This window comes from Pseudomonas sp. Tav-5-1A (assembly GCF_055755055.1).
The window spans coordinates 2,854,197-2,873,979 of the sequence record NZ_CM146901.1; the positions used below are offsets into that span (position 1 = coordinate 2,854,197).

The 19,783-nt window shown below is 67.1% G+C and carries 15 protein-coding genes; 11 read left to right on the forward strand and 4 right to left on the reverse strand.

The genetic code is table 11. The annotated features are described in order from the left end of the window. Positions 1-67: 67 nt before the first annotated feature. From AC0J42_RS13085 to AC0J42_RS13095, 3 genes are all read right to left on the reverse strand, one after another. Positions 68-1,717 carry an SGNH/GDSL hydrolase family protein gene (locus AC0J42_RS13085; RefSeq protein ID WP_473006465.1) on the reverse strand — a complete coding sequence of 550 codons (1,650 nt, stop codon included), beginning with the start codon at positions 1,715-1,717 and terminating at the stop codon, positions 68-70. A 128-nt stretch (positions 1,718-1,845) separates the two neighbouring features. Beyond that, positions 1,846-2,802 (reverse strand): LysR family transcriptional regulator, encoded by a 957-nt coding sequence (locus AC0J42_RS13090; RefSeq protein WP_473006466.1) that lies wholly within the window; start codon positions 2,800-2,802, stop codon positions 1,846-1,848. Between the two features lie 27 nt (positions 2,803-2,829). Then, entirely contained in the window at positions 2,830-3,597 is a 768-nt protein-coding gene (locus tag AC0J42_RS13095) for an IclR family transcriptional regulator (protein WP_473006467.1), read from the reverse strand. Positions 3,598-3,835: 238 nt separating this feature from the next. Here AC0J42_RS13095 and AC0J42_RS13100 point away from each other — a divergent pair, with 238 nt between their 5' ends. Genes AC0J42_RS13100 through AC0J42_RS13110 form a run of 3 tightly spaced genes read left to right on the forward strand, consistent with a single transcriptional unit; the run spans position 3,836 to position 9,531 of the window. Then, positions 3,836-4,966 carry an efflux RND transporter periplasmic adaptor subunit gene (locus tag AC0J42_RS13100; RefSeq protein WP_473006468.1) on the forward strand — a complete coding sequence of 377 codons (1,131 nt, stop codon included), beginning with the start codon at positions 3,836-3,838 and terminating at the stop codon, positions 4,964-4,966. Positions 4,967-5,002: 36 nt separating this feature from the next. Next, complete coding sequence (locus tag AC0J42_RS13105) at positions 5,003-8,143, forward strand: efflux RND transporter permease subunit (RefSeq protein WP_473006469.1); 3,141 nt, start codon at positions 5,003-5,005, stop codon at positions 8,141-8,143. Continuing rightward, a complete protein-coding gene (locus AC0J42_RS13110; protein WP_473006470.1) occupies positions 8,140-9,531 on the forward strand; it encodes an efflux transporter outer membrane subunit in 1,392 nt (463 codons plus the stop codon). The genes AC0J42_RS13105 and AC0J42_RS13110 overlap by 4 nt, the downstream gene beginning before the upstream one ends. 1,068 nt (positions 9,532-10,599) lie before the next feature. Here AC0J42_RS13110 and AC0J42_RS13115 read toward each other — a convergent pair. Continuing rightward, complete coding sequence (locus AC0J42_RS13115; RefSeq protein ID WP_473006471.1) at positions 10,600-12,372, reverse strand: acyl-CoA dehydrogenase C-terminal domain-containing protein; 1,773 nt, start codon at positions 12,370-12,372, stop codon at positions 10,600-10,602. A 177-nt stretch (positions 12,373-12,549) separates the two neighbouring features. Here AC0J42_RS13115 and AC0J42_RS13120 point away from each other — a divergent pair, with 177 nt between their 5' ends. The 8 genes from AC0J42_RS13120 (at position 12,550) to AC0J42_RS13155 (ending at position 19,782) form a co-directional block, all read left to right on the forward strand. Then, positions 12,550-13,776 carry an acyl-CoA dehydrogenase family protein gene (locus AC0J42_RS13120; protein WP_473006472.1) on the forward strand — a complete coding sequence of 409 codons (1,227 nt, stop codon included), beginning with the start codon at positions 12,550-12,552 and terminating at the stop codon, positions 13,774-13,776. A 32-nt stretch (positions 13,777-13,808) separates the two neighbouring features. Further along, the gene (locus AC0J42_RS13125) at positions 13,809-14,318 is read left to right on the forward strand and encodes a flavin reductase family protein (protein ID WP_473006473.1); all 510 of its coding nucleotides are present in this window, start codon (positions 13,809-13,811) and stop codon (positions 14,316-14,318) included. Between the two features lie 96 nt (positions 14,319-14,414). Further along, positions 14,415-15,344, forward strand: a complete 930-nt coding sequence (locus AC0J42_RS13130; protein WP_473006474.1) for a VOC family protein — start codon at positions 14,415-14,417, stop codon at positions 15,342-15,344. Between the two features lie 24 nt (positions 15,345-15,368). Continuing rightward, positions 15,369-16,235, forward strand: a complete 867-nt coding sequence (locus AC0J42_RS13135; RefSeq protein ID WP_473006475.1) for a fumarylacetoacetate hydrolase family protein — start codon at positions 15,369-15,371, stop codon at positions 16,233-16,235. 58 nt (positions 16,236-16,293) lie between these two features. After that, entirely contained in the window at positions 16,294-17,229 is a 936-nt protein-coding gene (kce, locus tag AC0J42_RS13140; protein WP_473006476.1) for a 3,5-dioxohexanoate:acetyl-CoA acetone transferase, read from the forward strand. Between the two features lie 63 nt (positions 17,230-17,292). Beyond that, a complete protein-coding gene (locus tag AC0J42_RS13145) occupies positions 17,293-18,480 on the forward strand; it encodes an OmpP1/FadL family transporter (protein ID WP_473006477.1) in 1,188 nt (395 codons plus the stop codon). A 67-nt stretch (positions 18,481-18,547) separates the two neighbouring features. Further along, on the forward strand, positions 18,548-19,183 hold the full coding sequence (locus AC0J42_RS13150) for a TetR/AcrR family transcriptional regulator (RefSeq protein ID WP_473006478.1): 636 nt from the start codon (positions 18,548-18,550) through the stop codon (positions 19,181-19,183). 128 nt (positions 19,184-19,311) lie between these two features. After that, positions 19,312-19,782, forward strand: a complete 471-nt coding sequence (locus AC0J42_RS13155; protein ID WP_473006479.1) for a GNAT family N-acetyltransferase — start codon at positions 19,312-19,314, stop codon at positions 19,780-19,782. Position 19,783 lies beyond the last annotated feature (1 nt).

Here is a 19,783-nt window from a genome sequence, read left to right on the forward strand (position 1 = left end):
TTTTAGCGTACCTGGGAGCCAGCGCAGCCTGGCGGCAGCGGCTACGCAATTGTGTTGGCGCGACGAGTCATTTCAATAACCCGGCGATTACCGCCGCCGCCATCCGTGCCTGCAGCGCTTGCCCCTGGGCCGTCAGGTGAATGCGGTCGCTGGCGAACAGCGGCGGCGGGTAGGGGCCAGCGGGCCGGTTGAACGCCGGCTCGCTGGCCCAGTCGATCACCGCGTCGCAGCTGTCCAGCGGCGCGCGGAGGGCGGCGTTGACCACCATCAAGGTGCTGTTGGCGCGTGGCTCGGCGCTGCGGATCACGTCGGCCACGCACACCACCTTGGCCCCGGCCTTGTGCGCCAGGGCGGCGCCGCGGCGGTAGGTGGCGAGGATGTCGTCGGCGCTTTGCCCCGATTGCTGGTCGTTGTAGCCGCCTTGCAGGATGACGACCTTGTTCGGCGAGCGGCTCGCGGCAAGGTTGGGCAGGGCATATTGCTCCCACAGGCCCACGGCGTCGGCCAGCCGCCCGCCATAGCGCGCGGCATTGACCAGCTGGATATCGTCGCGGCCCAGCTGGCGAATCATCTGCTGCGGCCAGCCTTGCTGGAACGGCGCGCCGCTGCCATCGGAATGGCTGTCACCCAGCACCACGATCACCCCACCGTTGGGCGCCGGCAGGCCGAAGGTCTGTGCCAGCGAAGTGTTCAACGCGACACGCGTGTCAGCGCCCAGCGGCCAGGGCACGATGATTACTGCCGACATGTTCACCAGCCCCGAACGGTCACCGCCGCTCAGGCCCAGGCTGCCACCGGCCAGCGGCGTGGCATTGCCGCCGGGGGTGGTTGTGGAAGTGCCGAGCATGTCCAGGGTCTTGCCCTGGGCGTCGGCGCTGCAGACGATGACTGCCGGGGTCTCGGTAGGCACCACGGCGGCGTAGGCGTTGTCGCCGGCGCCGTCGCAGGCGGTGGGCTGGGTGCTGTAGTGGGCGAATTCCAGGCCGGCGTTGCGGTCGGCGATATCGCCCACCGTCACGAAGCCGACCGGCGCGAACGCCGAGGTGGCCGCGCCGATCACCGCCAGGGTGAAGTGGTTGGCCGCCAGGGTCACGCTGGCGGGCAGGTTCAGGTAGGTGTTGGCCGGGTCCCATTCACCCGCACCCGCGTGGGCGTCGAACAGCACCGCGCGGCTGTTGCCGTGGCGGCGCTCGGCACTGAGCACGGGGCGCAGGGTGGTATCGGGCTGGGTGGCGTCGTTGTTGCCGCCGCCCTGGTCGTGCCACGTCGTGATGCGGGTAAGGGTGCCTAGGGCCAACGTGCCGTCGGCGAGGAACTTCAGCGCCTTGCCTTCAGCGGTGATGGCCGGGCCCTGGTAGCAGCGGCTCAACAGGTGAGTGCCGTAGGCGGTGGGGCGCAGCACGGCCAGGGTGAACTGCGCGCCGCTGCCGTGGGTGGAGGAGGCCGTTACGGGCCCGGGTCCCAGGCAGTCGTGCAGCAACGGTTGGGTGACGCTGACCTCGGCGATGCCGGTACCGGCCGTCAGCTTCGCGACGCTGACCGTGGCGCCGCCGGGCAACGCCAACGTGTCGCCAGCCTGGTAGCCGCTGCCAGCCACTACCGGTGTGGCGCCGGTGACATACAGCCCGATCACATCCAACGGCAGCGGCGCCGCCTGCACGCCGAGGCTTGCCACCCACAACCACGCCAGCACACCGGGTTTGCAAGGGCGCGCCATGGCCACCTCCTGAGGGTAAACCAGGTAGCGTAGCCGCTGCCGCCAGGCTGCGCTGGCCCTTGAATGCACTGAAAATCCCCAGTGTGGGTAAGGGCCAGCGCAGCCTTCGGCAGCGGCTACGGGTAGCTTCAGGCGCTTTGCAGCCGTTCCCTGGCCCAGTAGCGCGGGTCGTCCATGACGCGGTTGTCGTTGTGCAGGTGGCCGGGCATGCGTGCCTGCAGGTAATCGATCCATGACTTGATCTTGGCATCGACGAAACGCCGCGACGAATACAGCGCATACACGTTGCGGTCAGGCGCCTTGTACGTCGGCAGCACCCGTTGCAGGGTGCCGGCCTTCAACGCATTGGCGGCAATGAAGCTGGGCAGCAGGCACAGGCCCATGCCGGCCACGGCGCCCGACAGCAATGCATCGGACAGGTTGACCCGGAACGTCTCGCCCGGGGTAAAGCTTTCCTCACCCTTGGGCCCGACCAGGCTCCAGGTGTCGTCGCGCAAGGGCAGGGCCAGCCGCAGGCAGGTGTGGTGCGCCAGGTCGTCGAGGCTGCGCGGCGTGCCGTGCCGTTGCAGGTACTGCGGCGCGGCGCAGATCACCCCGCAGAAGCGCCCCAGCGGCTGGCCGACCATCTCGGAATCGGGCAAATGCTCGGACAAGGCAATGGCCATGTCGAACTGCTCCTCCACTAGGTTCACCGGCCGCCGTTCCAGGGTCAGGTCCAGCGTGACCTGGGGGTGCAGGCGGGTGTAGTCGGGCACCAGTGGCATCAGGCATTCCAGGCCGAACTCGGTCACCGCGTGCACGCGCAGGCAGCCGCTGGCCGTGAGGCAGGCCTCGCCGGCTTCCAGGGTGGCATCGTCGATCAGCGCGAGAATTTCCCGGCAGCGCGCCAGGTAGCGCGCGCCCACTTCGGTGAGCGAGCGCGAGCGAGTGGTGCGCTGCATCAGCCGCGCCTTGAGGATGTTCTCAAGCTCGGTGACCGAGCGCGACGCCTGGGCGGTGGAAATGCCCAGGCTGTGCGCGGCAGCGGTGAAGCTGCCGGTTTCGGTGACTTTGACGAAGGCCTGCATCGCATTGATGAGATCCATTGGTTAAACCCTTGCTGACAGTGGGCTTCAACCACCGCCGGCCAGCGCCATGATGCTGGCCTTGCAGGTGTGAAGCGATTCGATGAACAGGTCGGCGCGCTCGGTGAAGCGCGCAGTGGGGGCGACGATGGCCACCGCGTGGGGCCCGGCGAACGTGGGCACCAGGATGGAACAGGCGCTGATGCCGGTGACGAACTCCTCGTGGTCGAAGGCGACGCCGGTCTGGCGAATGCCGGTCATCTCCGCCAACAGCGTGGCCAGGTCATGGGTGGCCGGGGTCAGGCGTGGCAGCGCCTGGCCCAGGCAATCGGCGACCTCGCGGTCGGTGAGGGTCGACAGCAGCACCTTGCCGTCGGCCGTGGCGTGCATGGGCATCGGCTGGCCCACCGGGAACACCACGCGCAGTGGGTGCTCGGCCACCACCCGGTCGATCACCGAGGTCTGGCCCCGGCGCATGCACGACAGGGTCACGCTTTCCTGCACGGTGTCGCTCAGCTCATCCAGCGCCTTGTGGGCGATGGTGACGATGTCCACGTGGGTCTGGTGGACCATCTGCGCGAACGCCGGCCCCAGGCGAAAACCCGTGCCCGGGCGCACCGGCTCCACCAGCGCCTCGCTTTCCAGTGCCGCGACGATGCGCTGCACGGTGGAGCGCGCCAGCCCGACCTGCTGGGCGATGGCCGCCAGGCTCAGGCCTTTGGGGTGCTCGCCCAGGCTGCGCATGATGGCGCTGGCCCGGGCGATCACCTGAATGCCGCCTGCGCGCGTGTCGTCGATGTCGTGTTGCTCTTTCACCTGGCCTTGCCCTCTGGAATGTGTCGCGGCTGCCTGCCAGCCGCCAAGGAAGACGCGCAGTGTACCGATTCGTCGTCCCGGCCTGCACCGCGGCCTGAGGTTGCGTCGTCGCCGATAACCACATTATGATACATCGAATCGCATCGTGGTTAAATTCTCATCCCATTGAATTTCCCCTGTCGGGTTCCAGCCCGACGGGCGGGGCGAGTGCGTTTCATCTGGAACCTGGAGAACGAACATGAAGATCAGTCCCAACCGCAGCCGTTGGTGCGCCTTGCCGCTGTCGGCCCTGCTGCTGTGCGCCTGCAAGGAGGCCCAGCCGCCTGCCGACACGCGCCCGCCGGAAGTCGGCGTGGTCACCCTGAAGAGCCAGCAGGTGCTGCTGAGCAGTGACCTGCCGGGCCGCACCTCGGCCTACCGCGTGGCAGAAGTACGCCCGCAGGTCAGCGGCATCGTGGTCAAGCGCCTGTTCGAAGAAGGCGCGGCGGTGAAGAAGGGCCAGCAGCTGTACCAGATCGACCCGGCCACATACGAGGCCGCGGTGGACAAGGCCCAGGCCAACCTCGACAGCACGCGCAACCTGGCCCAGCGCTACCAGCGCCTGCTGGACAGCCGCGCCATCAGCCGCCAGCAGTACGACGACGCCAACGCCAACTACCGCCAGGCCCAGGCCGACCTGAAAACCGCGCGCATCAACCTGGAGTACACCAAGGTGCTGGCGCCCATCGACGGCCGTATCAGCCGTTCCGCCGTCACCGAGGGTGCGCTGGTCAGCAACGGCCAGGCCGATGCCCTGGCCTCGATCAACCAGCTGGACCCCATCTATGTCGACGTCACCCAGGCGTCCACCGACATGCTCAAGCTGCGCCGCGAACTGGATTCCGGGCAGCTGGCCATGGCTGGCCCCGACCAGGTCAAGGTGCAACTGCGTCTTGAAGATGGCTCGGCCTACAGCGAGGCCGGCGCGCTGAAGTTCTCCGAAGTGACCGTGGACCCCACCACCGGCGCCGTCACACTGCGCGCGGCGTTCGCCAACCCCAGGGGCATGCTGCTGCCGGGCATGTTCGTCCATGCCACGTTGGCCGAAGGCGTGCGCGAGGACGCCATCCTGGTGCCGCAACAGGGCGTGACCCGCGACCTCAAGGGCGAGGCCACGGCGTTGGTGGTGGACGCCGACGGCAAGGCCCAGCTGCGCCAGCTCAAGCACCTGCGCGCCATTGGCAACCAGTGGCTAGTGGAATCGGGCCTGGCGGCCGGTGACCGGGTGATCACCGAAGGCGTGCAACGCGCCCGCCCGGGCATGAGCGTGGCGGCGGTGGCGGCGCACAACGTCGACGTCGCGGCGCCCCTGGCCAGCGCCGCCCAGTGAGGGCGGCGTCCTCTTTCTTTCAAGGTAACCGCGTAAATGGCTAATTTCTTCATCAACCGGCCGATCTTCGCCTGGGTGGTCGCGATCGTGATCATGCTGGCGGGGGGGCTGGCGATCCTCAAACTGCCGATCAACCAATACCCCAACATCGCCGCCCCGGCGGTGAACATCACCGTGACCTACCCGGGCGCCTCGGCGCAGACCGTGCAGGACACCGTGGTGCAGGTCATCGAGCAGCAACTGAACAACCTCGACGGCCTGCGCTATATGTCGTCGGAGAGCAACAGCGACGGCAGCACCAACATCACCGTCACCTTCGACCAGGGCACCAACCCCGACATCGCCCAGGTGCAGGTGCAGAACAAGCTGCAACTGGCGACCCCGCTGCTGCCTGAAGAAGTGCAGCGCCAGGGCCTGCGCGTGGCCAAGTACCAGGTCAACTTCATGTTGATCGTGGGCCTGTACTCCGAAGATGGCTCGATGGACGACTTCGACATCGGCAACTACATCGCGTCGAACATGAAAGACCCGGTGCTGCGCACCAAGGGCGTGGGCGACTACCTGATGCTGGGCGCGCAGTACGCCATGCGCATCTGGGTCGACCCGGAAAAGCTGGTGAGCTACCAGCTGACGCCCCAGGACGTGATCGATGCGGTGTCGTCGGAAAACGTCCAGGTGTCGTCCGGTTCCCTGGGCGGCCTGCCGACCCGCAAGGGCGTGCAACTGAACGCCACCATCCTGGGCAAGTCGCGCATGACCACTGCCGAGGAGTTCCGCGAGATTCTGCTGAAGGTCAACCCAGACGGCTCCCAGGTGCGGGTGAAAGATGTCGCCGAGGTTGGCCTGGGCGCGGAGAACTTCTCCATCTCCGGCACCTATAACGGCAAGCCGGCGGCGGCCCTGGCCCTGCGCCTGGCCACCGGCGCGAACCTGCTGGACACCGTGAAAAACGTGCGCGACACCGTCGCCCGGCTGCAACCCTACATGCCCAAGGGCCTGAAGGTGGTGTTCCCCTACGACACCTCGCCGGTGGTGGGCGCCTCGATCCATGAGGTGGTCAAGACCCTGTTCGAAGGCATCGTGCTGGTGTTCCTGGTCATGTACCTGTTCATGCAGAACCTGCGCGCCACGCTGATTCCCACCCTGGCGGTGCCGGTGGTACTGTTGGGTACCTTCGGCGTGCTGTCGGCGTTCGGCTTCACCATCAATACCTTGACCATGTTCGGCATGGTGTTGGCCATCGGCCTGCTGGTGGATGACGCCATCGTGGTGGTGGAAAACGTGGAACGGGTGATGGTCGAGGATCACCTGTCGCCCAAGGAGGCCACGCAAAAATCCATGGGCCAGATCCAGGGCGCGCTGGTGGGCATCGCCATGGTGTTGAGCGCGGTGTTCGTGCCCATGGCCTTCTTCGGCGGTGCCACGGGCATCATCTACCGGCAGTTCTCGGTGACCATCGTCTCGGCCATGGCCCTGTCGGTGCTGGTGGCCATGGTCTTTACCCCGGCCCTGTGCGCCACGCTGCTCAAGCCGGTCAGCCACGACCATCACGACAAGAAGGGCTTCTTCGGCTGGTTCAACCGCACCTTCGACCGTGGCGCCGACCGCTACAAGGGCGGGGTGGCGGCCATTGCCAAGCGCAAGGGGCTGTTCATGCTGGTGTGGGCGGTGATCGTCGCTGGCGTGGTGCTGCTGTTCCCGAAAATCCCCACGGCGTTCCTGCCCGATGAAGACCAGGGCACCATGGTGGTCCAGGTGCAGATGCCGCCCAATACCGCCGCCGGGCGCACCCAGGTGGTGCTGGACCAGGTACGCGACTACCTGTTGAAAGACGAAAGCGCCATCGTCGAATCGGCCTACACGGTAAACGGCTTCAACTTCGCTGGGCGTGGGCAGAACTCGGGCATGCTGTTCATCGGCCTCAAGCCCTGGGAAGAGCGTGAGGGCAAGGACACCTCGATCTTCAACCTGGCGGCGCGCCTGCAAAAAATGGGCTCGGCCATCAAGGACGGCACCGTGGTGGCCATCGTGCCGCCGGCCATTCTCGAGCTGGGCAACGCCAAGGGCTTTGACCTGTACCTGCAGGACAACACTGGCATGGGCCATGAACAGCTGATGGAAGCGCGCAACAAGTTCCTGCAACTGGCGGCGCAGAACCCGCTGCTGATGAACGTGCGCCCTAACGGCCTGAACGACGAACCGCAGTACAAGGTGGTGATCGACGACGAGAAGGCGCGGGCGCTGCAGGTGAGCATCGCCGATATCAACGAGACTATGACCACGGCCTGGGGCTCGTCCTACGTCAACGACTTCGTCGACCGCGGGCGCGTGAAGAAGGTGTACGTGCAGGGCCAGGTCGACTCGCGCATTTCGCCCCAGGACTTCGACAAGTGGTACGTGCGCAACAACAAGGGCGAGATGGTCAAGTTCTCGGCGTTCGCTTCGGGCTACTGGACCTACGGCTCACCGAAGCTTGAGCGCTACAACGGCATTCCGGCGGTGGAGATCCAGGGTGAACCGGCGCCTGGCCACAGCACCGGCGAGGCCATGGCCGAGGCGGAGAAGATCCTTGCGCAGCTGCCTTCGGGCATCGGGATCCAGTTCACCGGCATTTCCTATGAGGAGCGTTCGGCGGGCTCCCAGGCGCCGGCCTTGTACGCCATTTCGCTGCTGATCGTGTTCCTGTGCCTGGCCGCGCTGTATGAAAGCTGGTCGGTGCCGGTGGCGGTGATCATGGTGGTGCCACTGGGTGTCATCGGTGCGGTCATCGCCACCCTGGCGCGCGGCCTGTCCAACGACGTGTTCTTCCAGGTCGGCTTGCTGACCACGGTGGGGCTGTCGGCGAAGAACGCCATCCTCATCATCGAGTTCGCCAAGGCCCTGCATGAAGAACACGGCAAGCCGTTGCTGGAAGCCGCGGTGGAAGCGGCCCGGCTGCGCCTGCGGCCGATCATCATGACCTCGCTGGCGTTCATGCTCGGGGTACTACCACTGGCCATCTCCAACGGCGCCGGCTCCGGCAGCCAGCACTCCATCGGCACTGGCGTGGTCGGTGGCATGGTCACCGCGACCTTCCTGGCGGTGTTCTTCGTGCCGATGTTCTTTGTGTTGATCTGCAACCTGTTCAGCAAGAAACCCGCGCAACAACCTGCGCCGGCGGTGGGAGAAGAAGCATGAAACACACAGGCTTGAAACTGGCCGCGCTGGTGGCGGCCATGGCGCTGGGCGGCTGTTCGCTGATCCCGGTGTACCAGCGGCCCGAGGCGCCGGTGCCGCCGCAGTGGGACACCCCTGCACCAACAGTGGCCGGGGGTACGCTGGCCAGCTGGCCTGTGTTCTTCAAGGACGCGCGCCTCAAGGAGCTGATTGGCCAGGCGCTGGAGAACAACCGTGACCTGCGCGTGGCGGCCTTGAACGTCGAGAAGGCCCAGGCGCTGTATCGCATCCAGCGCGCCGACCTGTTGCCCACCATCGGCGCCACGGTGGCGGGTGACAGCCAGCGCACGCCGGCGGACCTGAGCACCACCGGGCGCACCCAGGTCACCCACGTCAACAGCGCTGGCATTGGCTTCACCGCCTATGAGCTGGACTTCTTCGGGCGGGTGCGCAGCGTCAATGAGGAGGCGCTGGAAACCTACCTGCAGGGCGTGGAAGCGCAGCGCAGCGCGCACATCGCGCTGGTGGCGGAAGTGGCAAGCGCCTGGTACCAGCTGCAGGCTGACCAGCAGCTGCTGGCCATTGCCCGCCAGACCCTAGCCAGCCAGCAGGCCAGCTATGGTCTGGTGAAAAGCAGCTACGACAACCAGGTGTCTACCGAGCTGGACCTGAGCCAGGCCGAGAGCACCGTGCACACGGCGCAGTCGAGCCAGGCGCAGTACACCCGCCAGGTGGAACAGGACAAGAACGCCCTGGTGCTGCTGGTGGGCAAGCCGCTGGCGCCCGAGGTGTTCCAGGCGGTGCAAGGCCTGCCGGCTGGCATGGAGGACAACCTGCCGGTGGGCCTGCCCTCGGACCTGCTGACCCTGCGCCCGGACATCCAGGGTGCCGAGCACGCCCTGAAGGCGGCCAACGCCGACATCGGCGCGGCGCGCGCAGCGTTCTTCCCCAGCATCAGCCTGACCGCCTCGGCGGGCTCGGCCAGCAGCGACCTGGGCCACCTGTTCGCAGGCGGGCAGGGCGCCTGGAGCTTTGCGCCGAGCATCAACCTGCCGATTTTCAACGCTGGCCGCAACCGCGCCAACCTGGACGCGGCCAAGGTGCAGAAGTCCATCGAAGTGGCCAACTACCAGAAGGCCATCCAGGTAGCCTTCCGCGAAGTGGCGGACGGGCTGGTGGCCCAAGGCACGTTGAACGACCAGGTGAACGCCGACAGCCTGCTGGTGACGGCGAACATGCGCAGCTACCAGCTGGCCGACCGACGTTACCAGGAAGGCGTGGACACCTACCTGAACAGCCTGGACGCGCAACGCAACCTGTTCGCCTCGCAACAGACCCTGGTGCAAAGCCAGCTGGCGCGGCTGAACAACAGCGTGTCGCTGTACAAGGCCCTGGGCGGCGGGCAGTAAGCCGATCCTGCGTGGCGCCGTGCGGTGCGCGCAGCATTTCGCGTAGCCGCTGCCGCCAGGCTGCGCTGGCCCCTGAGTGCACTGAAGATTTTTAGCGTAGAGAAGGGCCCGCGCAGCCTGCGGCAGCGGCTACAGAAACCACCACGGCAATTGCGACGTCGTAGCAGCGGCCAAAGGCCGCGTCCGGCGGCGGTTCTGCGTTGCTCCAGGACGCGGCCTTCAGCCGCTGCTACAGGTGCGGTGGGCGCAGCATTTCGCGTAGCCGCTGCCGCCAGGCTGCGCTGGCCCCTGGGTGCACTGAAGATTTTCAGCGTGGAGAAGGGCCTGCGCAGCCTGCGGCAGCGGCTACAGAAACCACCACGGCAATTGCGACGTCGTAGCAGCGGCCAAAGGCCGCGTCCGGCGGCGGTTCTGCGTTGCTCCAGGACGCGGCCTTCAGCCGCTGCTACAGGTGCGATGTGCGCAGGATTTCGCGTAGCCGCTGCCGCCAGGCTGCGCTGGCCCCTGGGTGCACTGAAGATTTTCAGTGTGGAGAGGGGCCTGCGCAGCCTGCGGCAGCGGCTACGGAGACCACCACGGCAATTGCGACGTAGCAGCTGCCGAAGGCTGCGTCCGGCGGCGATCCTGTGTTGCCCCCGGACGCGGCCTGCGGCCGCTGCTACAGGTGCGGTGGGCGCAGGATTTCGCGTAGCAGCCACTGTCTTGAAATGGCGTCGTCTGCATCGCGACTAAAGTCGGCTCCTACGCCGTACGCGGTAGGAGCCGGCCTTGGCCGCGATGCAGGCGACGCGGTCCATGGGGTATCCGCATTCGCGTAGCAGCTGCCGAAGGCTGCGTCCCGCGGCGGTTTTGCGTTGCTCCAGGACGCGGCCTTCAGCCGCTGCTACAGGTGCGATGTGTGCAGGATTTCGCGTAGCAGCAACTGTCTTGAAATGGCGTCGTCTGCATCGCGGCCAAGGCCGGCTCCTACGCCGTACGTGGTAGGAGCCGGCCTTGGCCGCGATGCAGGCGACGCGATCGGCGCGCGCGCGCCCCTTTACCAAGCTACCGCAGGCTGGGCCCGGAGGCTCAGAAATCTTCCGCCTGGATCTGGTAAAGCGCGTCGCTGCCCGCGCGTATCGCGGCCTCCAGGCTGAGGACGCGCGGCAGCAACTTGGCAAAATAAAACCCGGCGGTGGCCAGCTTGGCGCCGTGGAAGGCCTCGTCTTCCGCGCGCTTGAGCGTCGCCACCCTTGCCATCCGCGCCCACATGTAGGCATAGGCCACGTAGCCGAACAGGTGCAGATAGTCCACGCAGGCGCTGCTGACGGCATTCGCATCCAGCGCCGCCTGGTCCAGCAGCCAACTCCCCACTTCCTCCAACCGCTGCAGCGCACCCAGCAAAGCCTTGCCATGCGGGCAGCCGGGCAGGGCTGCGTACGCGCGAATTTCATCGGTGAACATTCGCAACGCCTCGCCACCGTTGGCGAGCACCTTGCGCCCGAGCAGGTCCAGGGCCTGGATGCCGTTGGTGCCTTCGTAGATCTGCGCGATGCGCACGTCGCGCACCAACTGTTCCTGGCCCCATTCGCGAATGTAGCCGTGGCCACCGAACACCTGCTGACCGTGGATGCAGCTCTCAAGCCCAGTGTCGGTGAAGAAGGCCTTGGCCACCGGCGTCAGCAGCGCCACCAGCGCCTGGGCGCGCTCGCGCTCGGCGGCGTCGGGGGCGTGCTTGGCCAGGTCCAGCTGCTGGCCCACGTAGCAGGCGAACGCGCGGCCGCCTTCGGTCATGGCCTTCATGGTCAGCAGCATGCGCCGCACGTCACCGTGGACGATGATCGGGTCGGCGGCCTTGTGCGGCGCCTGGGCACCGGCGGCCGCACGGCCTTGCAGGCGGTCGCGGGCGTAGGCCACGGCGTTCTGCCAGGAAGCCTCGGCACAGCCGATGCCCTGCAGGCCGATGGACAGGCGCTCGTAGTTCATCATTGTGAACATCGCCGCCAGGCCCTTGTGCGCTTCGCCCACCAGCCAACCGGTGGCGCCGTCGAAGTTCATCACGCAGGTGGACGAGGCCTTGATGCCCATCTTGTGCTCGATGGAACCACAACCCACGGCGTTGGCCGGGCCCAGGCTGCCATCGGCATTGACCAGCCGCTTGGGCACCAGGAACAGGGAAATGCCCTTGGGCCCGGCCGGCGCGTCGGGCAGGCGGGCCAGCACCAGGTGGATGATGTTCTCGGTGAGGTCCTGTTCGCCACCGGTGATGAAAATCTTGCTGCCGCTGATGGCATAAGCGTCGTCACCGGCCGGCACGGCACGGGTGCGGATCAACCCCAGGTCGGTGCCGGCATGGGCCTCGGTCAGGCACATGGACCCGGCCCAGCGCCCCTCGTACATAGCCGGCAGGTAGGTGGCCTTGAGCGCCTCGCTGGCGTGCACGTCGATGGCCAGGCAGGCGCCGGCGCTGAGCACCGAGTACAGCGCCAGGCTGGAGTTGGCGGCGTACAGCATCTCCTCGAACTGCACCGCCAGCATCTTCGGCATACCCATCCCGCCCCAGGCCGGGTTGCCGCTCAGGCCTACCCAGCCGCCGCCACTGTAAGTGGCATAGGCCTGCTGGAAGCCGGCCGGGGTACGCACCTGGCCGTCCTCCCAGCGCGCGCCTTCTTCGTCGCCGCTGCGGTTGAGCGGGGCGAGGATGCCGGCGCTGATCTTCGCCGCCTCCTCAAGCACCGCGTCGGCGGTGTCGGCGTCCACCGTCTCGGCCAGGCCAGGCAGGCGTGCCCACAGCGCGGGGCCTTCGAATACATCGTGCAGCACGAAACGCAGGTCTTTCAGCGGGGCGGTGTAGGCAGGCATGGCGGGTAAAACCTCTTGTGATTGTTAGGGGTGAAGCCCGTGGCAGAGCGGTTTGAAAAATCGCTCAAAAAAACTATTGATGACTCTATCAAAAATGATGACTATATCAATAGTGCTCGACCCGGCCCCTTCCACTGGGTACGAGCGGACAACAACAATGACAAACAGGACGACACCATGAACGCGATTGATCCCGCTGCACGCCCGCACGCCGCCACTGGCCAGGACCGCAGCACTGTGCTGCGCGACTACGCCCGCGGGCTGATTCCCACCCTCAAGGCCCGCGTCGCCGAGACCGTGCGCCTGGGCCGCTTGCCCGCTGAAACCATTGCCGACCTGGAAGCCGGCGGCCTGCTGAGCATGACCACGCCGCGCCTGTACGGCGGCGACCCGGTCAGCGTGCGCACCTTCCTCGACGTGGTGGCCGAACTGGGCCGCGCCGACGCTTCGGTGGCCTGGGTCGTCGCCCTGACCAACGTCACCACCTGGGCTGCGGCGGCGCTGTTCAACCAGCAAACCGGCGACGCCATCTTCCGCGGCGACAAGCCGGCGCGGGTCACCGGTGTGCTGTCGCCGCGCAAGGCGGTGGTGCGCAAGGTCGAGGGCGGCTACGTGATTGAAGAAGGCCTGTGGGGCTTCAACTCCGGCGTCTATCACGCCACCTGGGACTTCCTCGGCATGCCCATCGTCGACGCTGCCGGCAAGGTGCTGGACCAGGGCGCGGCGATGATCCCGGCCCATGAGCTGGAAATCCTCAACGACTGGAACGTGATCGGCATCTGCGGCAGCGGCAGTTCCAGCGTCAAGGTCACTAACCTGTTCGTGCCCGACGCGCGCGTGACGTCCATGAGCCGCGCCATCGAGGGCGACTACGCCTCCAGTCACCTGGCCGACGAGCCGCTGTTCCGCACCGCGTGCATGCCGATGCTGGCCATCATCCTCGCGTTCCCCGCCCTGGGGCTGGGCGTGGCGGCGCTGGAAACCTTCCTGGAAACCCTGCCGCGCCGGGGCATCCAGTACTCCTGGTACGCCAAGCAGTCCGAGGCGCCCATCACCCACCTGCAGGTGGGCGAGGCGTCGGCGAAGATCGACGCGGCGCGGGCGGTGCTCGAACGCCACGCCGCAACCATGGACATCAGCGCCGCCTCCGGCCAGTACATGGACTTCCAGGAACGCGCGCGCATCCGCCGCGACGTCGGCTACGCCGAAAAGCTGATCTGGGAAGCGGTGGACCTGCTGGCCTCGGCCTCCGGTGGCTCGCTGGCGTCGGTCAACAACCCCATGACCCGCATCTGGCAGGACGCGCGCATCGCCTCGCTGCACGGCGTGGTCAGCCCCAACACCAACTTCGAGACCTACGGCCGCATCCTCTGTGGGCTGACGCCCGGCACTCCGTTCATCTGAACCCGGCGTCATTCATCTCAGGAGACAGGCACATGCAGGTTGAGCAAATCGACGCCCGCGCCTTTCGGCGGGTCATGGGCAAATTCGCCACCGGCGTCACGGTGGTTACCTTCGAGCACGAGGGCAGCACTGCCGGCATGACCGCCAACGCGTTCATGTCGCTGTCGGTGGACCCGCCCATGGTGCTGATCGCAGTGCGCAACCCGTCGCGCTTCGCCAGCAGCGTGGCAGTGGGCGACCCGTTCGGCATCAGCTTCCTGCGCGAAGAACATGAAACGCTGAGCAGCCACTTCGGCGGCCGCCCGCAGCCAGGCCACGCGCCGGCCTTCGTGCCGGTGCAGCAGGTGCCGGTGCTGGACGGCGCGTTGGTGCAGCTGGCGGTGCGCGCCAACGCCGTGCACGTGGGCGGCGACCACCTGATCTACACCGCCGACGTGCTGGGCCTGGCCGAGTCGGACGGGCGCCCGTTGCTGTTCTTCTCCGGCGCCTACAAACAGCTGCACGCACTGGACCCGGCCACCTGCTGGTTCGACGTCGGCTGACCGCCGGCAGCCTCTGAACACGGCTTACCCACACGGTCCCGCGGGCACCGTGCGGCCCCCCTTTGCCCGCGAATTTACAAGAACAAGGAGCACAAGATGATTGCCGTTCGCGATATTGCCTACGTGCGCTACCAGGTGCCGGACCTCATCACCCAGGCGCGCTTCCTCGAAGACTTCGGCCTGCGGGTGCACCAGCAGAGCGCCTCGGCGCTGGTGATGGCCAGCCATGCCGGCGGCTACCCGGCGTACCTGGCCAGCAAAGGCCCGGCCCAGGCCCTGGGCGCAGGGTTCGTGGTGCAGAGCCTCGCCGACCTGCACGCAGTAGCCGCGCAGCAGGGCACCGAAGTCAGCTTCAACCATGAACTGGGCGCCGGCTCCGTGGTGCACCTGCGTGACCCCGACGGCTTCCAGATCGACCTGCTGTTCGGCGGCGAGACGGTGCCGCCGGCACCGGTGCGCCGCCCGCTGCAGCTCAACAACGCCGGCGAGCGCCGCCGGGTAGGGCGCACCAACCGCGTGGCCGGCCAGGCCTCGCAGGTGATGCGCCTGGGCCACGTGGTGCTCAAGACCGTGGATTTTCCGGCGATGCTGGCGTTCTACCAGGACGTGCTGGGCTTCCGCGTCTCCGACAGCTACCACGGCGAACGCCCGGAGCAGACCGTGGCGGCGTTCCTGCACTGCGGCCTGGGTGAGCAGTACACCGACCACCACACCCTGGCGCTGCTGGGGCTGGGCAATGCAACGCCGGCCTTCGACCACAGCGCCTTCGAGGTGCTGGACTGGGACGACCTGGCGTGTGGCAGCCACCACCTGCAGGCCAAGGCCTACACCCACTCCTGGGGCATCGGCCGCCACGTGCACGGCAGCCAGGTGTTCGACTACTGGCGCGACCCGTTCGGCAACAAGGTCGAGCACTGGACCGACGGCGACCTGGTCAACGACCACACGCCCACCACCCACACCCCCCTCAACCCCGATGCGCTGGCGCAATGGGCGCCGCCGCTGGCCCCGGATTTCCTCGCCTGAACCCTTTTTACTGGAGCAACCACGATGAAACTTGCACACTACAGCCACGCCGGTAAAACCTGCGTGGGCAAGGTCGAAGGCGACCGCGTCGTCGACCTCACCGCCCTGGCCACCCCCCACGCGCTGCTGGACGTGGCCGCGCTGTTGGCGCCAGCCACCCTGGCCGCCGCAGCCGACGTCCAGCCCAGCGCCAGCAACAGCCTGGCCCTGGACCAGGTGCGCCTGCTGGCGCCGATTGTGCGCCCAGGCAAATTCCTTTGCCTGGGCATGAACTACAAGGACCACGAAGCCGAAGCCCGGCGCCTGGGCGTGGCGATTCCGCCGTCGCAGGTGTGGTTCAGCAAGCAGATCAGCTGCATCACCGGCCCCTACGACCCGGTGCACGACCCCATCGCCTGCGAGCGCCTGGACTACGAGGCCGAACTGGGCGTGGTGATCGGCAAGGGCGGCCGGCGCATCAGCGAGGCCGAGGCGCTTGACCACGTGGCCGGCTACTTCGTCGCCAACGACGTCAGCGCCCGCGACTGGCAGGCCAAGAGCCCGACCTGGACCCTGGGCAAGTCGTTCGACACCCACGGCCCCATCGGCCCGTGGATCGTCACCGCCGACGAGATCCCCGACCCCCAGGCCCTGGGCATCCGCCTCAGCGTCAACGGCGAAGTGCGCCAGGACTCCAACACCCGCCTGATGAACTACAGCATTGCCCGGCAGATCGCCTACCTCAGCGAGGTGATGACCCTGGAGCCGGGCGACATTCTCATCACCGGCACCCCGGCCGGCGTCGGCATCGGCATGGACCCGCCGCGCTTCCTCAAGGCCGGCGACGTAGTGCGGGTGGCCATCGACGGCATCGGCCACATCGAGAACACCATCGTCAACGAAGCGTCCTGAACCTGCGGGCCGGCAGCGCCTGCCGGCCTTCACCCTCGACAATAAAAAGGAACTCCCCATGGCTGCCAGCAACCGCAAAGTCATCATCACCTGCGCCATCACCGGCTCCATCCATACCCCGTCGATGTCGCCGTACCTGCCCATCACCCCGGCGCAGATCGCCCGCTCGGCCATCGAGGCCGCCGAGGCCGGCGCCGCGGTGGTGCACCTGCACGCCCGCGACCCCGAGACCGGCATGCCCAGCCAGGACCCGGCGCTGTTCGCGCAGTTTCTGCCGGTGATCAAGCGCGCGTCCGACGTGGTGCTGAACCTCACCACCGGCGGCGCGCCGACCATGAGCATCGAGGAACGCCTGGCGCCGGCGCTGCAGTTCCAGCCCGAGGTGGCCTCGCTGAACATGGGCACCATGAACTTCGGCTCCTATGAGCTGCTGGAGCGCTACTCGAGCTTCCAGCACGCGTGGGAGCGGCCGTACCTGGCCGACAGCGACGAGCGGATTTTCCGCAACACCTTCCGCGACATCGCCTTCATCCTCGACGCCTGCGCGGCCAACCGCACCCGCTTCGAGATCGAGTGCTACGACATCGGCCACCTGTACACCGCCGCGCACTTCCGCCAGCGCGGGCTGGTCAAGGACCCGCTGTTCATCCAGTCGGTGTTCGGCATCCGTGGCGGCATCGGCAACCACCCCGAGGACATCACCCACATGAAGCGCACCGCCGACCGCCTGTTCGGCGACGCCTACAACTGGTCGGTGCTGGGCGCCGGCGCGCAGCAATCGCGCATCGCTACCCAGGCGCTGTTGCAGGGCGGCCATGTGCGCGTGGGCCTGGAAGACAACCTGTGGCTGGGCAAGGGCCAGCTGGCCGAGAGCAACGCCCAGCAGGTGCGCGCCATTCGCCAGGTGGTCGAGGCCCTGGGCTTCGAGGTGGCCACGCCCGACGAGGCGCGGCAGATCATGGGCCTGAAAGGGCGCGACAGCGTGGCCTTCTAACCCCGGCAGGGGCGTTTTACCAACGCGTTATCCAATAACAATAAAATCAGTGCGGGTAAACACATGACTCACAAGACAAGCACCGCCGCGTGCGTGGCCGGCGCGCTGCTGGCCAGTGCCAGCGCCCACGGCATGAACTTCAACATCCCCACCTCCGCCAGCATCGAGTCGGCGCAGATGGGCGGCGCCTCGCTGGCGTTTCCCCAGTCGAGCATGATCGCCAGCGACAACCCGGCGGGCATGGCCGTGCTCGGCAACCGCACCGATGCCGGGATGCAGCTGTTCCTGGCGCACTTTCGTTCAAGCTTTGGCAACGAGAACAACCGCGACGACTTCAAGGTGGCCGCGCCCATTCCCAGTGGCGGCATCAACTGGATGGCCAGCGAGCGCATGAGCCTGGGGTTGTCTATGTACTCGGTGGGCTCGGGGGTGGACTACGACCATGCCGCCGTGCCGGGGCAGGGTTTCCCGGCCGCGAAGACCAAAGTGGCGTTTCTCAACTTCGCCCCGACCCTGGCCTACAAGGTCACCCCGGACCTGAGCCTGGGCGTCTCGGCGCTGATCGGCGTGCAGCACCTGCAGGCGCGCGGCATGGTCGCGCCGCAGGCGGACGGCAGCCTGGGCCTGCTGCCCAGCCACGGGGTGTCGACCAACATGGGCTATGGCGCGCGCGTCGGGGCGTTGTGGAACCTCAACAGCGCGGTCAGCGTGGGCGCGTCGTGGTCACCGAAGATGCGCTTCGGCAAGGCCGACGGCTACAAGGACGACCTGCTGGCCGGCGCCGGTGGCCACCTGGACCTGCCCGAGCAGTACGGGGTAGGGGTGGCGTTGCATGTCACGCCGACGCTGACCCTGGCCGCCGACTACCTGCGCATCGAGTGGAGCCACGTCGGCTTTCTCGACGACCCCCAGGGCGCCGGGCTGCGCAGCCAGAACGTCTACCGGGTGGGCGCTTCGTGGCAGGCGATGCCGGCGCTGACCCTGCGCGCCGGCTTCAAGCAGGCGTCGCGGGCGGTGGACTCGGACCACACGGCGGCCAATTACTTCTCGCCGGGCATCCTCGACAATTCCCTGAGCAGCGGCTTCAGCTGGCAGGCCACGGCCTCCACGGCGCTGTCCCTGGGCTGGGAGTCTGCCGCAGACGGTGCGTGGCACCGGGCCGAGCACCGGCAGCAACCTGGGCGCGCATTATTCGCAGGTGTTGTTGGGGCTGGGCACGCAGTTCTAGGGCAACGCCCTTGGCGGGGATAATCGTCTTGCCGCGCAGAGTCGAGTATCCTGTGGCCCGTCACGGTCACGTCTGCACTAAGGGAAGGTTATGCCTGCCAAGGGCGATCAGCACGGCGCACCCCAGCCGAAAATCAATCACAAGGCCCGTGAGCGCACGCGCGGCAAGCTGCTGCGCGCGGCGCGTACGGTCATGGGCAGCAAGGGCATCGATGCCACTGCCATCAATGACATCACCGAAGAGGCCGGGCTGTCGTTCGGCTCCTTCTACAACTATTTCAGCAGCAAGGAAGACGTGGCCCGGGCGGTGTTCCAGGAAGACGCCCTGCTGATGGCCGACCTGCTGGACGCCGCCACCTTGCCGGACGCCGGCATTGCCGAAGTGGTGGGGGTGAACATGCGCCGCACCATCCACCGCGGCCTCACCGACCCGGTGTGGGGCTGGTTCATGATTCATTCGGTGTACAGCATCAACGACATGGTCGTGACCATGGGCACCCGCCTGGCCCGCGACCTGGAAACCGGCAAGCGCGCCGGGGTGTTCAACGTCAAGGAAATCGACGCCACCGTGGACTGTGTGGTGGGCGGCATGCTCTACCTACTGCGGCAGATCCTGGAAGGCGCACGCCCGGCCACGGCGGTGGAAAGCATGGTGCATTTCGTCCTCAGCGGCCTGGGCGTGAGCAGCGAAGAGATCGAGCGTATCAACAGCATTGATTTGCAGTGACACCGCCCGTAGCCGCTGCCGCCAGGCTGCGCTGGCCCCTGAGTACGCTTGATATCTACGGTGTCGACGCGGGCCAGCGCAGCCTACGGCAGCGGCTACGCAATTTTGGTTTGTTTGGAGACGCACGGATGCAACCCCTGGACATTCGCCCGCTTGAACGCACCGACGCACCTGCCTTGCTGGCTTTCGAAACCGCGAACCGTGGCTGGTTCGAGGCGCATATCGACCCGCGCGATCCGGGCTTTTATTGCCTGGAAGGCGTGGCTGCGCACATTGATCGATACCTCACCGGCTTCGCCCAGGGCACCTGGCACCCGCTGGTGATCGTCGACGCCAAGCAGGCCATCGTCGGCCGCGCCAACCTCAAGGACATTGACCCAGTAGCCCGCAGCGCTGAAGTCGGCTACCGCATCGCCGAGCACGCCTGCGGCCAGGGCCTGGCGACCCTGGCGCTGCGCCGGCTGATCGACGAGGCCCGTGGGCGCTGGCAGCTGACGCGACTGGTGGCCCAGGTGTACGACAGCAACCTGGGTTCGCGGGCGGTGCTGCAGCGTTGCGGCTTCGTGCCCGGCGGTGCCGGCTTCGTGCTCACGCTGTAGG